The following is a 15,219-nucleotide window of genomic DNA, read 5'->3' on the forward strand; positions in this document are numbered from 1 at the left end:
ACGGAAGGACAGATCCGATGAACTACAGCCAGAATTTGCGGCGAATCCGTCGGGTCGCGGCCGGCATCTCCGTGGCCGCGGTCCTCGCGATCGCCGGTCTCACGGTGGAAACGGCCAGGGAGGAAGGTACTTTCGGCCTGGCGGACACCGCGTCGGCCGAAACATCCGGTGGCGTCTGGGTCGCGACGAGACCGCTGTCGGATTCCGTTGCACTGCAACGGGATCTGACCGAGCAACAGTCTCCGGAGCCGACCTGGACACCGACGCCCACGGTGCAGAACACGAAGAAGCCACCGCACACGAACACGGCCGGGTCATGACCGGTACGCGGGCGGCCGTCAGCGCGTCGACGACGTTGTCCGCCATCGGAACAACCGTCGTGATCGTGTGCACCGACGCCCGCGAACTGGCCTTCGCGACCCGGTTGGTTCGGGCCCGCCTGGACGAACTGGACCGGGCCGCGTCGCGGTTCCGGCACGATTCGGAGCTGTGGCAGATCAATTGCCGCAGTGTGGAATTGGCGCGTACGGACGACCGTGGCTCGCTGCGGGTCACGGTCGGCTGGACGCTCGGTTCGTGTCTGCGGGCGGCGATGCGCGTGGAGCGTCAGACCGAAGGGCTGGTGTGCGCGTCGCTGGGCACGATGCTGGCGGCGTGTGGCTACGACGACGATCTCGACGCCGTGCGCGCTCGCGGTGCGACCGGGGCGTCGGGTCCGGCAGGGGACGATCCGGCGCCCTGTGCGGCGGCGACCTTCGACGAAGAGCGTTGGCAGGTAACGGTTCCCGCCGGGACGATGCTCGATCTCGGGGCCAGTGCCAAGGCGTGGGCGGCCGACGCGCTCGCCACCGAGCTGGCCGCGCGCTACGCGGGCGGATTCCTGGTCAACCTGGGCGGTGACATCGCGACCGGCGGTGTCCCGCCGGACGGTGGATGGGCTGTGGGAGTACAGGATTGGGAAGGTGGCGTGCAGCAGGTGGTCCGCTCCACCGGGCAGGCCTTCGCCACCTCCTCGACCCGGTTGCGGACCTGGACGCATCGGGGCAGCACCCAGCATCACATCATCGATCCGCGTACCGGACGGCCGGCCCGCACCCGCTGGGCGCAGGTGACCTGTGCCGGACCGGACGCGGTGCAGGCGAACGCGGCCTCGACCGCCGCGATCATCCTGGACGAGCGCGCGCCGGGCTGGCTGGCCGAACGTGGCGTTCCCGCAAGGCTTTCCACCGCCGAACACGAGGTCACCACCACACCCGGGTGGCCCGCCCCGGCCGGTGGCGTACGGCAGCGGGCGTCATGACCAGCCCGTGGCTGTGGTACCTGTCGCGCGCGGCGGGTGTGGTCAGCCTGATCCTGGTCACGCTCATCGTGCTGCTGGGCATGCTGACCAGCGCGCGCCCGCGCCCGCACAGTGCGGCCACGGCCGTGGCGATGGGCCTGCATCGCACCCTCGCGCTCGGCATGGTCGTCTTCCTCGCGGTGCACATCCTGACCGCGCTGGTGGACACCTATGTGCATCTGGGTTGGTGGTCGGTGCTCGTACCGTTCGCCGCCGGGTACCGTCGTGAGTGGGTTGCGTTGGGCACCATCGCATTCGACATCCTGCTCACCTTGAACCTGACCTCGCTGCTGCGACATCGGCTGCCGGTGCGGGTGTGGCGGGCGGTGCACTATCTGGCCTACGCGATGGGGCCGATCGCGATCGTGCACGCGCTGACCACGGGTGCTCCGGACAGTCCGGTGCTGCTCGGGGTCGCGGTCGCCTGCGGCGCGGCCATGGCGCTCGTGGCGGCGTGGCGGTGGCTCTCGCGCAATCCCGATACCCGTCGTCGCGCGGAGATCGCCGCACAGGAGTGGACATGAGCGCACTGTCCGAACTACTGCTCGCCGCCGGGCTCACCGGGCGCGGCGGGGCCGGATTCGCCACCGGCGTGAAACTCGAACTGGCCGAACGGCACAACGCCGAGCTGATCGTGAATGCCTGTGACGGCGAGCCGGATTCGGAGAAGGACGCCTGGGTGATCGCGCATCATCTGGCCGAGGTGCTGGAGGGCGCGCAGCAGCTCACGCGTAGACACGTAAGGGTTGCGGCACACCGGGATTCGGAGACGTTGGCGGTGTTGCGCGCGGCTCGGGTGGACACCGTCGTGGTGCCGCCGCGGTATGTGTCCTCGGAGGAGTCGGCGTTGGTGCGGCTGGCATACGGCGGCCCGGCCCGGCCGCTCATGCGCTCGCAACCCGTGGCCGCGGGGAGTCGGGATCCCCACGGGCGCAAGCTGCCGCCGACCCTGGTGCTCAATGCCGAAACCGTCTGGCGCGTACAGCAGATCGCCGAGAACGGGCCGGAGTGGTTTCGTGCGTTCGGCACCTTCGAGGAGCCGGGACCGCAGTTGATCACCCTCGCCAACGGGGTGGGTTCGCCGGGTGTGCATTCGGTCGAGGCGGGGGTTCCGCTGCGTGAGATCCTCGATCGCGCAGGGGGACTCACGGTGCCGATGCAGGCGGTGTGGGTCGGCGGGCTCGGCGGGGGATTCCTGTCCGCCGACGATGCCGGGGATGTGCTCTGGTCGCGGGAGAGTTTGGCGCGCTACGGGATTCGCTCCTCGGCCGGGACGCTGCGGGTCATCGAGGCCGGGATCGATCCGTGGGCGGATCTGCTCGAGGTGCTGGAGTATGCGGTCGGGGAGTCGGCCGGGCAGTGCGGGCCCTGCATGTTCGGATTGCCCGCGATACTCGAGGATCTGCGCGGTGTGTTGCAAGTACGGCCGCCCGTCGGGACGGCGGATCGGTTGTCGCGCAGGCTTGTTCAGGTGTCCGGTCGGGGTGCGTGCGGCTATCCCGACGGGGTCACCGGATTCCTCACCTCGGCGCTCGAGGTGTTCGGCACCCGCTCGCCGTCCACCGAAACGTCGTTACCCGTCACATCCTCAGGACGTCACCATGTCAGCGATGAACCGCCTGCTCGGCACCGCAGCACCCTCGGATACCAGCCTGCTCACCGTCGATCGCATCGCCTGCACCGGACACGGGATCTGCGCCCACATCCTATCCGGCGCAATCGATCTCGATGACTGGGGATATCCGATACTCCGCGACGCCGCCCCCGATCCGGGGCTCGCCGCGGAGGCGATCAAACTCTGTCCGTCGCGCGCGTTGCGCTGGCGGCGATGAAATTCCGCGCCGATCGGCGCGGCTCGCAGTGAACAGATCCACGGCCGATCCCCGGTCGCGGACGGTAGACAAGGAGTACACAGATGGATTTCTGGGTCGCGATTCAGAACCTGCTCAACCAGCTGGACCTGGGATCCTCGGGGTTCGGTAGTGCGGGCCCGGTCGCCCTGCGGAATATCGAATCCTGAGTTCGGGCAGGAGGATTCGGGCCCGTCGGGATATCCGGCGGGCCCGAGTTCTCGCAGGGGCAGTGATCCACCTAACGGCATGCGACCACGGGCCTGTGGCAGCACAAGAAGCGTGCGGTGTCGCATATCTCGATGAGGCGTGTGCGACCCGGTTGCGGATGACGCCCGAAGGGGAGCGGTTCGTCGGCCAGGTGTTGCGGCCGGACTGGTGGTCGGTGCGGTCGATACCCGACGGTGCGGTGCGGGCCATGCAGTACCCGGCCGCGCGTGAGCTGCTGGGCGTCGAGGTGAAACCCGGTGATCGGCTGGCTCTGCGCACCTATGCCGCCGGGGTGCGTGCGAGCCTCTCGGTGACGCCGCGGCGGGCTCGTTACGTGCGTCAGGCGCGCTACGAGATGGAAGAGCCCCTCCCGAATCGAGGCCGCAGATTGTCGAAAGCAGTGGCGAGAGTACGGCCGTGCGGGAGGGGCGTGACGTCCGGGCGCGGGTATCGGCGAGGTGGAGTCGTGAGTGTGGTGGTCGGGTGGCAGATCTTCGGCGGCAGTGAGGGGGAGTTGTGAGCGCGACGGCCGGTCGGCGGACCTTCGACCTCGATGACGTGCGGATTCACGCCTTGACCTGGGGCGACCCGGGCGCACCCCTGGCGCTGTGCCTGCACGGCTATCCGGACACGGCCTGGACGTGGCGTCATCTGGCGAGGATCTGCGGTATCTGGCCGAGTCCGTCCAGGATTCGGCGCAGCGCAGCGCGGTGATCGGCTACTATCGCAGTTTCGCACGGCCGCACCGGCTTTCGGATCGGCACGCCGCGTTCCAGAACTATGCGATGGCGCGGCCGCAGCAACCGAGCCTGCAACTGCACGGTGTGTCCGACGGCTGTCTGCGCCCGCAGCTGTTCGATGCCGTTCGAGGTCGGCTGCCTCAGGGGAGTCGCATCGTCCCGGTGTCCGGTGCGGGGCATTTCCTCCAGCTCGAACAGCCTGAGGTGGTCGGCGACCTGATCCAGGAGTACATCGGACCCGCGGGCGCGTAGCGGCGTCCGGTGCGGGCGCAGCAAATGCGTGGAAAATATTCGTTGCGTTGATATGTCACCGATGCGGTACGGTGACGACGGGAATTACCCAGGGCTACTTGGATATTCGGAACTTCGATATTTCCAGGTGAAAGATTAGCTGAGCTAAGGGATTTCGGGCGGATTGCTCCGAAGAACCTTGAAACCGTGCGCCTTTGGTCACCGGTACGATTTTTCGTTGCTGGAAGGTTCAACCGGATTCATCATGAGTTCGGTTGCCGCCGAGCTGCACCGATGCGATCGTGAATATCGTGGCCATACCCGAACGGAACCACGGGAACGGATACGCCGAGATCACCCCGGCGTACCGGTTGCTGGACATCGTCCAGAGCACGGCGCTGGCCCGTGCCGAACGTCGGCTGTGTTGCGAGTTCACCATCCTGTTCGAGGCCAACACGATTCACGAATACCTCTTCGACTCCTACGCCGAACTCGGCACCCAGGCGTCGGTGCAGCTGTATCTGCCGCTGCTGGCCGAGCGGTTCGCGCGGCAGCGGCTGTACGCGCGGGCCCGCGTCGAGGGACGCATCGAGCACGCGATTCCGGTGGTGCTGTTCCTGTGCACGTTCAACGCCGGACGTTCGCAGATGGCGCTGGGCTTCTTCGAGCACTACGCGCAGGGCCGGGCGCTGGCCTGGTCCGGCGGGGTGGAGCCGAGCGGCGGGCTCAACGCGGGCGCGGTCGCGGCGATGGCCGAGGCGGGGATCGACATCTCCCACGAGTTCCCCAAGAGCTGGACCGACGAGATCATCCGCGCGGCCGACATCATCGTGACCATGGGCTGCGAGGACATGTGCCCGCTGGTGCCCGGCATCCACTACGAGGACTGGATCGTGGACGATCCGGCCGGGCTGTCGGTCACCGAGATCCTGCCGATCCGCGACGAGATCGACCGTCGCGTAAGGGATCTGCTGGCGAGCCTGGATCTACCGATCGCCTGTTGAATCGAGTTCGGCGACCCGCTCGTGCAGCCGGTCGCGGATCTGATCCGGTGTGTACGAACGCCGTTTGCGTTCCGCGCGCACGATCACCACACCCGTGGCCGCGACGCCCGCCGCGCCCGCCAAACCCAGTACCTTCCACCACCGCATATGCCTAGGCTACTTGTCATGGCGGGTACGAGCATCCACCTGGACCGGGCTCTCGAGCTCACCAGGACCGGGGATCTGTGGTTGTTCCGGGGACATTCGGCGGCGGACCGGGCGATCCGGATGACCACGAACAGTCCGGTGAATCATGTCGGCATGGTGATCGCGGTGGACGATCTGCCGGTGCTGATCTGGCACGCCGAACTGGGCAGATCGCTGCCGGACATGTGGTCGGGCAAGCATCAGCGCGGCGCGCAACTGCACGATCTGCGCGAGGCGGTGCTGGTGTGGGCGCATCGCTACGGTCAGAGCGCGTGGCTGCGCCAGCTCGACCGTCCGGTGACCCACGAGATGGAGGACGCCGCGCTGCGCACGGTGGCCCGGTTGGACGGGCTGCCGTTCCCGTCGACCTCGACGCTGGCCGCGCGCTGGTTCGGCGGGCGGCTGGCGCGGGTGCGGGACAGCAGGCGTGTGGCGCACGGTGATCCGGTGCCGGGCCAGGATCTGAGCAGCGCGTACTGCGCGGAGGTCGTGGCGCTGACCTATCAGTCGATGGGTCTGCTGCCCGAGCGTCGTGCGAACTGGTACGACCCGGGCCGGTTCTGGAGCGGAGATACGTTGCGGCTCAACGAGGGATACCACCTCGGCGGCGAGATCCCGATCGATATCCCACCGGCCCCCGATGCCGAGCACCCGTGATCCGGCACCGCGTGCGCACTCGGGTCCCACGACCCGGTCGCTCGTGATCCGTTGTCGCGCAATGTGAGAGGTGATGCTGTGCCGAGGGCTGACCGTCTTGCCGATCCGCCGGCCGTACCCGCCGAATTGCGGTCCTATCTGACCGAGTTGGTGCGGCGGTCGGATGCGGTGTGCGGATCGCGTCTGGTGAGCGTGTTCGCTGTGGGATCGATCGCGCTGGGGGATTACCGGCACGGGCGCAGTGATGTCGATGTGAACGTCGTGGTCGAGCCGTCGCTGCCGGACCGCGCGGTGCGGGAGCTGGCGGACTCGCTCACGGATCTGCCCTGTCCCGCAGCGGGTTTGGAGCTGGTGCTGTACGACGCCGATTTCGCGGCGAGGCCCGCCGGTGTGGCCGGATTCCGGTTGAATCTGAATACCGGGCCGCTGCTGCGGTATCAGGTGTCGTTCGATTCGTCGGAGTCACCGGCGTTCTGGTTCGTCATCGATCGGGCGATCGGGTTCCAGTCGGGGCGGCTGCTGTTCGGGAGGCCGGTGCGGGAGGTGCTGGCCGCGCCCGCGCGTGCGGATCAGCTTGCGGCGGTGCTGGATTCGGTGCGTGACCAGGCGCGGGATGCCGGGCATATGAGCGACAATCGGGTGCTCAACGGTTGCCGGGCGGTCGTCTTCTGCCGTACCGGTCGATGGGTGGCGAAATATCGTGCAGGGCAGGTGATTTCAGAATCCGAGCCGGACTTCGGGCTGATTGTCGGCAGTGCGTTGCGCAGTTTCGAGAGACCGCGCGCGGAGGCGTCCGACCTGCCGCCCGACCAAGTGCGAGAGTTTCTGAACTGGGTACGCGAGGTGGTTGAGGAAACGGTCGGTCGACAATGCGAATCCGCGGATGACGTGCCAGACCCGAGCTGAACGCGGCCGGATTGCGGGACAGGCGGATACGGGCGTCGGCGCGGCCGATCGGGCAGCATGGACCACGATGACGTACACACTCGCCGATATCCTGCCGTCCGTCGCCGCCTCCTTCGGGATCGCGGCGGCCGACCCGCTGGGCCTCGTCCCGCACCGTGACGTCGTGGTGCTGCTGATCGACGGTCTGGGAGCCGAACTGCTGGCCCGCCACCGCGACGTCGCACCCACCCTCGCCGCCCACGTCGCCACCACGCTGACCGCCGGATTCCCCGCGACGACCGCGACCAGCCTGACCAGCCTCGCGATCGGCGCACCGTGCGCCACGCACGGTGTCATCGGCTACACCTTCGCCGTCCCGGACGTCGACGGCCCGCGTCTGCTCAATGCCCTGCGCTGGCGTCTGGACACCGCCACCGGCGACGACGCCATGTCCACCCATCCGCCCGAGACCGTGCAGCAGCGGCCGAGCCGGTTGCAGGATCTCGCGGCGCACGGCATCGAGATCCATTACGTGGTCCCGGCCTACCAGCGCGACTCCGGACTCACCCGGGCCGCTTTCCGCGCCCCCGGAACGTTGCACCCGGCCGCGACACTGGACGAATTACGCGCGGGCATCCTCGCGGCCGCGATGCATCCCGGCGTCGAATCCCGTTTCACCTACGCCTATTTCGCCGATCTCGACGCGACCGGACATCTGCACGGTCCCGAATCGCCGCAGTGGCTGGCGATGCTGCGTCAGGTCGACGCCTGCGTGGCCGAGTTGCTCGGCGAACTGCCCGCGACGTGCTCGCTGCTGATCACCGGTGATCACGGAATGATCCTGGCGGACAACGTCATCGACCTGGACGCCCGGTCCGAACTGCACCGCGACGTCCGGCTCATCGGCGGCGAAGCGCGGGTACGGCACATCTACCTGGACAACCCCGCCGCCCGCACCGACGCGCACGACTGCTGGTCCGGCGGATTATCCACGCACGCAACGGTTGTCACCCGCGAACAGGCCCTGGACGAACACTGGTTCGGCCCGACCCCGACCGACGCGATCATCACCGCCCGCATCGGGGACCTGATCGCCGTCGCCCGGGGCGGCACCGTCCTGGTGCGCCCGGAACGCGAACCGCTCGAGTCGACGCTGCTGGGACATCACGGCGCATGGACCGCCGACGAACAGTTGGTCCCGCTCATCACCACCACCGGAGCGCTCCGCGAAACCGCCGCCCGAGCACTCCGCGACACCGCGGCCGGAGCGACTTCGGGTTCCTCAGCCGGAGCGACCTCCGTGACCGTCACCGCAACGGCTTCCGGAACTCCGGCCGGAGCTACCTTCGAGACCGCCGTCGAAGCAACCTCAGCGCGCGCGACCGCAGACTGACGGGGCACGAACTCGACACCGTGCCGCGAAACCCGCAGCCGTAATCCGCTGCGGCGAGCCAGAATCCGCGCGACGACGAGGGCCGCCAACGCGGACACCGCGCCACACGCGAACAACCCGATCCGTGGCCCGAACCGCTCGGTCACCCAGCCGACGATCGGTCCGCCGATCGGCGTGCCGCCGGTGAACACCATCATGTACAGCGACATCACCCGCCCGCGCATCGCCGCCTCGGTACCGAGCTGAACCATGGAATTACTCGAGGTGTTGAACGTCATCCCGAGCAGCCCCACGATGGTCAACCCAGCGGCGAACACCCAGTACTCCGGCGCGAACGCGGTCACCGATTCGAGCACCCCGAAGGCCACCGCCGCGAACACGATCATCCGCAACCGCATCTTGCCGCGCCGGGAGGCCAGCAGCGCGCCCACCAGCGAGCCGACCGCCAACGCGGTATTGAGCAGACCGTAGCGCCCGGCGTCGATGTGGAAGATGTCGTACGCGAAGCCGGAAAGCACTGTGGGGAAGTTGAATCCGAACGTCCCGATGAAGCCGACCAGCACGATCGGCCAGATCAGTTCCGGCCGGGCCCGCACATAGGCGAGCCCTTCGCGCAGTTGGCCTTTCTCGCGTGGCACGCGCGGCATGATGTGTAATTCGTTGGGCCGCATCAATAGCAGTCCGCCGATCACCGCGGCGAAGGACAGGGCGTTGATCGCGAAGGCCCAGCCCGAGCCGACCGCCGCGATCACCGCACCGGCCACCGCGGGTCCGATCAGCCGGGCGGTTTGGAAGTTGGCGGCGTTCAGGCTGACCGCGTTGCGCAGTTGCCCGCGCGAGACCATCTCCGAGACGAACGTCTGCCGGGTCGGGTTGTCCACCACCGTGACCATGCCCAGCAGCAGGGCCAGCAGGTAGACGTGCCACACGTGCACCGCATCGGTCAGCGTGAGGACCGCGAGCACCGCGGCCAGCACCCCCATGGCGGCCTGGGTGAGGATCAGCAGCCGGCGTTTGCGGAAGCGATCCGCGATCACCCCGCCGTAGAGGCCGAACAGCAGCATCGGCAGGAACTGCATGGCGGTGGTGATGCCGACGGCGAAGGAACTGCCGGTCAGGCTCAGGACCAGCCAGTCCTGGGCGATGCGCTGCATCCAGGTGCCGGTATTGGAAACCACTTGGCCGAGGAAGAAATAGCGGTAGTTGCGGACTCGCAGGGAGGTGAACATGCCCACACGCGAGCGGCTGGGCGGCACCAGGTCGGTGGAGTCCGGATCAGTGTTCGGGGTGTTGTGGGTGGGGTCCTTCTCGTCGGTGTCGCTCGATCTCACGTACTGCCTCTCCGGGTCGCGATGGGCTCGGTCGCGGTTCCGGACGTTCGGCAGTCACAGCTGCGCGAGACGTTCCAGCACCGGAGCGGCCGAACGCACCAGCGCCCACTCCTCCTCCGTGAGCTCGCCGACCAGGTCCGCCAACCAGGCGTCCCGCAGTCGACGGCTCTGCTCCAAGATCTCCGCGGCGGGCTCGGTGGCGATGACGAGCACCTGCCGCCGGTCCTGCGGATGTGGGTCGCGCCGGACCAGCCCCTTGTCCTCCAGCAGCGCGATGATCCGGGTCATCGACGGCGGCTGGACGTGTTCCTGACGGGCCAGCTCACCCGGAGTCGCCGGGCCGGTGCGGGAAAGTGTTGCCAGGACCTGCATCTCGGTCGAGCTCAGGGTGTGCTCGACCCGTTGGTGACGCAGGCGGCGAGCCAGCCGCATGACCGACGCCCGAAGCGTGGTCACCGTGGCGAGATCGTCCTCGGAAATCCTTCCACCCACGCTTATTAGTTTACCTCATTAGGGTGTCTAAGTTAATTTCGGTGGCGGGTGACCCACGTCTCGGAACCCTGGTCGGGCCCGGTCCGGGGTGAAGCGCGATTCGGCGATACGGGAATATGGGACACATGAGCGATATGCCGTCCATGTTCACCGTCGACGACGATGGGCGTTACGTCCCGAAGAAGTGGGCGTACGGCCGTTGGGGAGCGGACATGCTCAACGGTCCCGCGGTCTGCGCGGCGGCGGCGCGGTCACTCGAGCGCGAGCACGGTCTGGACGGGTTCGTGCCGGCGCGATTCACCATCGATCTGTTCAAGGCGGCCAAGGGGCAGCCGCTCGAGGTGCGGACCGAGGTGGTGCGCGCGGGACGTCGGGTGCACGTGACCGCGGCCAAGGTGATGCAGGGTGAGGTGGAGGTCGCCGAGGCGCGGCTGGTGCAGTTGCGTGCCACCGACGCGCCGCCGGGAGACGAATGGCATTCGGAGCATCCGTTCGACCCGCCGGCCGACGCGGGTCTGGACTGGTGGCATCGCAGCGACCACGAGTGGTCCACGAGCATGGCCGATCATCAGAACTCCGGGCGCAAGAGTCTGTGGATCGTGCCATTGACCGCGGTCGAGGGGGAGGAGCGGAGTCCGTTCGTGCAGGCGGTGATCGCCGCGGAGTCGACGAGTCTGGTGACCAACTGGGGGTCGCAGGGGGTCGGGTACATCAACGCGGATCTGACTGTCGCGCTGGATCGGTTGCCGGTGGGGGATCGGATCGGTCTGCACGCCGAGACGCACATGACGGCCAATGGGTTGTCGGTCGGGACGGCGACGTTGTTCGATTCGAGCGGGCCGATCGGGACGGGGATGGTTACCGCGGTGTCGAATGCCGCTGCGCAGATCGACTTTTCGGGCGACAAGTAGTCGCTCGCCGCGGGCTCGATCGGTCGCGGGAGCGGTCTCGCGCCGGATTCGGTTGAGGTGCGGGGCTTTTGGGCGTGCGGCCCGATGCCGAGTGCCTCGGGCCGCAGTTCAGTGGGCGCCTTGCGCCGGAGTCCGGGTGAAGCGGAGCGTGACCAGCTGGAAGGGCCTGAGTTGCAGGCGGACTCCGGTGTCTCCTTCGGTGTGGGCTGAAACATCCTCGGGGACAGGGCGTTCGAGGAGGTCGCAGAGCTGCAAGCCGGAGTATTCGAATCCGGGGGTGATCAGGGCGGTGGCGCGGCCGCCGTCGGCCTCGTAGACGCGCAGGACGATATCGCCGCTGCGGTCGTCGGCGAGTTTGATCGCGCTGGCGACCACGGCGTCGTTGTCGATGGTGAACAGCGGGGCGACGGGGGTGGCGACGCCGCGACGCGGGGTGGTCAGGTTGACGCGGTAGCCCTCGCGGACCGCGTCGGTGATGTTCGCGCCGGGAATCAGCATGTGGCGGAAGCGATGTGGGCCCTGGTCGGCGTGCGGGTCGGGGAAGCGGGGTGCGCGCAGCAGGGAGGCGCGCACGGTGGTGGTGGTTCCGGCGTCGGGGCGGACGGTGCGGGTGACGTCGTGGCCGTAGGTGCCGTCGTTGACCAGGGCGACGCCCCAGCCGGGTTCGGCGAGATGGATGAAGCGGTGGTTGCACGCCTCGAAACGCGCGTATTCCCAACTGGTATTGGTGTGGGTCGGGCGGAACATGTGCCCGAACTGGGTTTCCGAGGCGTAGCGGTCGGCGTGAATGTCCAGGGGGAAGGCGAGTTTCAGGAATTTCTCGGTCTCGTGCCAGTCCACGCCGGTGTCGATGTGCAGGGCTCCGTCGCGCAGGGACAGGGTCTGTTCGACGGTGGAGGAGCCGAACGAGCGGCCGATCCGCACCACTGCGCCTGATCGTGAATCCGGCTGTACAGCAAGGAAATCCGCGTCGGTGAGGTCGGTGACGCGGTTGCGGTGGAACCGGTCGACGTCCCAGGCGTCCCATTCGTTGGGCAGGTCGGGGTGTAGTTGCAGCAGGTTCGCGGTCGCGCCCGGCGGGAGTGTTTCGCGTTGGCGGGTGAGGTCGAAGGCGGAGACGACGAGGCCGCATGCGTCGATCTCGACTCGAATCAGGCTGTCGTCCATGACATATCCGCCCTCGGCGCGTTTGGTCACCACACACGGGTGGTGCGGCTGCGCCGGGCCCGCCGCGCCCGCCGGGATCGAAAACCATTCGTGCGGTGCGGGATTGAAGAGGTTCGGTCCGGCCTCTTCGCCGCCGAGCGTCCACTGCGCCTGTTCGATGATCGCGGTCAGTTCCCGGGCCACCTCGGCGTGCGCCTGCTCGGTCTCCTGGTGCACCCAGGCGATGGACGATCCGGGCAGCACATCGTGGAACTGGTTCAGCAGCACCACTTTCCAGATTCGGTCCAGATCCTCGTACGGGTACTCGGCGGCGGTGCGGACCGTCGCGGTGGCGGCCCACAACTCGGCCTCGCGCAGCAGATGTTCACTGCGCCGGTTGCCCTGTTTGGTGCCGGCCTGACTGGTCAGCGTGCCGCGATGCAGTTCGAGATACAGCTCGCCCACCCACACCGGCGGGTCGGTGTATTCGGCCTCGGCGCGGTCGAAGAAGTCGGCGGGATCGGTCCACACCACCTTCGGCGAACCTTCGAGGTTTCGCATGCGGGCGGCCATGGCGATCATCTCGCGCGTCGTCCCGCCGCCGCCGTCGCCGAAGCCGGTCGGCGCGAGCGAGGTCGACGCGCGCCCCTTGTCCTTGAAATTGCGTGCGGCATGGGCGATTTCGCGACCCATCATCGAACAGTTGTAGGTGTCGACGGGCGGGAAATGGGTGAAGATCCGGGTGCCGTCGATACCCTCCCACAGGAAGGTGTGGTGCGGGAACTGGTTGGTGCGGCTCCAGGAGATCTTCTGCGTGAGCAGCCGGGTGCATCCGGCCGCGCGAATGATCTGCGGCAGCCCGGCGGCGAAGCCGAACGTGTCCGGCAGCCACACCTCGCGGATCTCGGTGCCGAATTCCTCGAGGAAGAAACGTTTGCCGTGGACGAACTGCCGCGCCATCGCCTCCGAACCCGGCATGTTCGTATCCGCCTCGACCCACATACCGCCGGTGGGTACGAACCGGCCCTCCTGCACGGCCTTGCGCACCTTCGCGTAGATCTCCGGCCGGTGCCGGGCGAGCAGATCGTATTGCGCCGCTTGGGACATCGTGTAGACGAATTCGGGTGCGTCGGCCAGCAGCGCGGACATGTTGGCGGTGGTGCGGGCGATCTTGCGGACCGTTTCGCGCAGCGGCCACAGCCACGCGGTGTCGATGTGCGCGTGTCCGACCGCGCAGACCGTGTGCGCGGAGGGAACGGCCGGGGCGGCGAGCACCTCGGTCAGGCAGGCGCGGGCGGCGGACGCGGTGGCGTTCACGTTCTGGAGATCGATGGCGTCCAGGGCGCGTTCGATGGCGCGGGCGATGTCGTAACGTCGCGCGGGATTGTCCGGCATCTCGTGCATGAGTTCGCCGAGCACCTCGAGATCCTGGACCAGCTCCCAGACCTCCTCGTCGAAGATCGCCAGCTCCAGCCGCCCCAACCGGTACAGCGGCTCGTCACCGGCGGTGGTCCGATCGCCCAGCGGCGTCGGTCCGGGAAACGGCACCATCGGATTCGACGCCGCCTCGACATGCAGCAGCACCCGTTCGCCCCCGACCGCGGGCGCGGCCACCCGAACCCAACTGTTCTGCGGATGCAACCCCTTCACCGGCGACCCGTCCGCCCGATACACCAGCCCCTCGCACTGGAAACCGGCCATCCCCGAATCGAACCCGAGATCGATCACCGCCTCCACAACCCGCCCCGCCCACTCCACCGGCACCGCCCCTTCGACGGTCAACCAACTCGTTCCCCAGGGCGCACCCCACCGCGCACCCGATTCGATCGGCGTACGCGGCGCGGCAATCCCCTCGGCCACCGGCACCGGCTCTCCGGGCGCGACCCACACACTCGCGGCCAGTGGCCTGGACTCCGCGTGAATCGCCGGAACGATTCGTTCGGCGAGGACGCGCGCGAGGCGACCTTCGATCAACAGGCGGTCATCGTGCATGACGCTGGCTCCCATCGGACCGGGGACGTGACGAAGCTGCGTCCCCATTGTCAGCGAAGATGGTGAACTTTCCGTGCGGTGCGGTGAATTCCGGAGGGCGCGTGCGGGTTCCGGGGCTGGAGTGTGCCGGTACCGGTCGTGGGCGGGTGTCTCGCGCGTCTGTCGTCTGCGCCGGAGTGGATCTCGCGGACCAGGGCGTCGATTCGGAACTCACGAGCCGCTCGCTGGAATTCATGCAGCCGATCGAGTCCACGTCGGCCGTAGGCGTCGCACTGGTGAGCCTCTTCCATCCTGCCGTGGCGACGATTCGCAGTCCCGCAAAGTCTCGATCGCCCTGACCAGGCGGCGATGCCCCTGGGGTAGCCGGGTGATATCCCGGGGGAGCCGGTGATGTCCCGGGGCAGGCGGTGATGCCTCGGGGTAGGTGGTGATGCCCCGGGGTCAGGCGGCGAGGTCGCCGGGTTTTCGTTCCCGTAGCCAACGCTGGTGCGCCGCGCGTTCTCGTTCCCGGCGGGTATGGATTCGCGCGACGATCTGGGCGAGGAGTTCTGCGGCGTGGTGGCGGTGGTTGACGCGTGGGGTGCGGGTGGGGTCGATGTGGGTGGGTGCGATCCATCCCGCCGACCGGGCCACCCAAGATTGCCCGAAAGCCGCTGATCAGCGGCAAACAACCAATCCGAACCCGATCACGCCGGGCCGCAGGCCCGGCGCAAGATCCAGGCTAGCCTCGCGCATTCACCGGAATTCCGACACCGTGTGTCGGTATGAGGAAAGGGTGCTCTGACCTGCGATAATTCGAGTTGTCTAGGTTCGAATATGGCAGTTGCAGGAGCACCCTTTCGGTGAGTCAGT

Annotated in this window: 15 protein-coding genes and 2 pseudogenes; 13 read left to right on the forward strand and 4 right to left on the reverse strand. The window is 67.9% G+C overall.

Annotation, left to right across the window (positions count from 1 at the left end; genetic code table 11):
• The first annotated feature begins 17 nt into the window (after window positions 1–17).
• The 9 genes and pseudogenes from NRB20_RS28690 (at window position 18) to NRB20_RS28725 (ending at window position 5,374) form a co-directional block, all read left to right on the forward strand.
• Entirely contained in the window at window positions 18–320 is a 303-nt protein-coding gene (locus NRB20_RS28690) for a hypothetical protein (RefSeq protein ID WP_153414487.1), read from the forward strand.
• Window positions 317–1,300 (forward strand): FAD:protein FMN transferase, encoded by a 984-nt coding sequence (locus tag NRB20_RS28695; RefSeq protein WP_153414489.1) that lies wholly within the window; start codon window positions 317–319, stop codon window positions 1,298–1,300. Before NRB20_RS28690 ends, NRB20_RS28695 begins: the two co-directional genes overlap by 4 nt.
• On the forward strand, window positions 1,297–1,863 hold the full coding sequence (locus NRB20_RS28700) for a ferric reductase-like transmembrane domain-containing protein (RefSeq protein WP_153414490.1): 567 nt from the start codon (window positions 1,297–1,299) through the stop codon (window positions 1,861–1,863). Before NRB20_RS28695 ends, NRB20_RS28700 begins: the two co-directional genes overlap by 4 nt.
• Window positions 1,860–3,071, forward strand: coding sequence for an NADH-ubiquinone oxidoreductase-F iron-sulfur binding region domain-containing protein (locus tag NRB20_RS28705; RefSeq protein ID WP_227833958.1), 1,212 nt, complete (start codon window positions 1,860–1,862; stop codon window positions 3,069–3,071). Before NRB20_RS28700 ends, NRB20_RS28705 begins: the two co-directional genes overlap by 4 nt.
• Window positions 3,058–3,171, forward strand: a complete 114-nt coding sequence (locus NRB20_RS39385) for a hypothetical protein (protein WP_319945520.1) — start codon at window positions 3,058–3,060, stop codon at window positions 3,169–3,171. Before NRB20_RS28705 ends, NRB20_RS39385 begins: the two co-directional genes overlap by 14 nt.
• A 250-nt stretch (window positions 3,172–3,421) precedes the next feature.
• Window positions 3,422–3,919: an oxygenase MpaB family protein gene (locus tag NRB20_RS28715; protein WP_319945515.1), complete on the forward strand. Its 498-nt coding sequence runs from the start codon at window positions 3,422–3,424 to the stop codon at window positions 3,917–3,919.
• Window positions 3,916–4,062, forward strand: a pseudogene (locus tag NRB20_RS39675) (alpha/beta hydrolase); the annotation flags it as partial. The gene NRB20_RS28715 and the pseudogene NRB20_RS39675, both read left to right, overlap by 4 nt.
• Window positions 4,008–4,391 carry an alpha/beta fold hydrolase gene (locus tag NRB20_RS28720; RefSeq protein WP_153414496.1) on the forward strand — a complete coding sequence of 128 codons (384 nt, stop codon included), beginning with the start codon at window positions 4,008–4,010 and terminating at the stop codon, window positions 4,389–4,391. The pseudogene NRB20_RS39675 and the gene NRB20_RS28720, both read left to right, overlap by 55 nt.
• Before the next feature lie 296 nt (window positions 4,392–4,687).
• Window positions 4,688–5,374 carry an arsenate reductase/protein-tyrosine-phosphatase family protein gene (locus NRB20_RS28725; protein WP_406603887.1) on the forward strand — a complete coding sequence of 229 codons (687 nt, stop codon included), beginning with the start codon at window positions 4,688–4,690 and terminating at the stop codon, window positions 5,372–5,374.
• Here the strand turns inward: NRB20_RS28725 and NRB20_RS37725 are convergent.
• Window positions 5,357–5,521 (reverse strand): hypothetical protein, encoded by a 165-nt coding sequence (locus tag NRB20_RS37725; protein WP_194290041.1) that lies wholly within the window; start codon window positions 5,519–5,521, stop codon window positions 5,357–5,359. The two genes, NRB20_RS28725 and NRB20_RS37725, sit on opposite strands and share 18 nt — an antisense overlap.
• An 18-nt stretch (window positions 5,522–5,539) precedes the next feature.
• On the opposite strand from NRB20_RS37725, the gene NRB20_RS28730 reads away from it, so the two are divergent.
• From NRB20_RS28730 to NRB20_RS38530, 3 genes are all read left to right on the forward strand, one after another.
• Complete coding sequence (locus tag NRB20_RS28730) at window positions 5,540–6,217, forward strand: hypothetical protein (protein WP_153414498.1); 678 nt, start codon at window positions 5,540–5,542, stop codon at window positions 6,215–6,217.
• A gap of 78 nt (window positions 6,218–6,295) precedes the next feature.
• Complete coding sequence (locus NRB20_RS28735; protein WP_319945517.1) at window positions 6,296–7,123, forward strand: aminoglycoside adenylyltransferase domain-containing protein; 828 nt, start codon at window positions 6,296–6,298, stop codon at window positions 7,121–7,123.
• A 67-nt stretch (window positions 7,124–7,190) separates the two neighbouring features.
• A complete protein-coding gene (locus NRB20_RS38530) occupies window positions 7,191–8,495 on the forward strand; it encodes an alkaline phosphatase family protein (RefSeq protein WP_153414501.1) in 1,305 nt (434 codons plus the stop codon).
• A 44-nt stretch (window positions 8,496–8,539) separates the two neighbouring features.
• Here NRB20_RS38530 and NRB20_RS28745 read toward each other — a convergent pair.
• Both NRB20_RS28745 and NRB20_RS28750 read right to left on the reverse strand, forming a co-directional pair.
• Window positions 8,540–9,724 (reverse strand): annotated as a pseudogene (locus NRB20_RS28745) (MFS transporter); the annotation flags it as partial.
• Window positions 9,725–9,880: 156 nt separating this feature from the next.
• Window positions 9,881–10,318 (reverse strand): MarR family winged helix-turn-helix transcriptional regulator, encoded by a 438-nt coding sequence (locus tag NRB20_RS28750; protein ID WP_319945518.1) that lies wholly within the window; start codon window positions 10,316–10,318, stop codon window positions 9,881–9,883.
• A gap of 125 nt (window positions 10,319–10,443) precedes the next feature.
• Between NRB20_RS28750 and NRB20_RS28755 the strand changes: the two genes are divergently transcribed.
• On the forward strand, window positions 10,444–11,229 hold the full coding sequence (locus tag NRB20_RS28755; RefSeq protein WP_153414503.1) for an acyl-CoA thioesterase domain-containing protein: 786 nt from the start codon (window positions 10,444–10,446) through the stop codon (window positions 11,227–11,229).
• Between the two features lie 108 nt (window positions 11,230–11,337).
• Here NRB20_RS28755 and NRB20_RS28760 read toward each other — a convergent pair whose 3' ends face one another.
• Window positions 11,338–14,367, reverse strand: a complete 3,030-nt coding sequence (locus NRB20_RS28760; protein WP_153414505.1) for an alpha-mannosidase — start codon at window positions 14,365–14,367, stop codon at window positions 11,338–11,340.
• Window positions 14,368–15,219 lie beyond the last annotated feature (852 nt).

This window comes from Nocardia macrotermitis, from assembly GCF_009604405.1.
Taxonomy (GTDB): Bacteria; Actinomycetota; Actinomycetes; order Mycobacteriales; family Mycobacteriaceae; genus Nocardia; species Nocardia macrotermitis.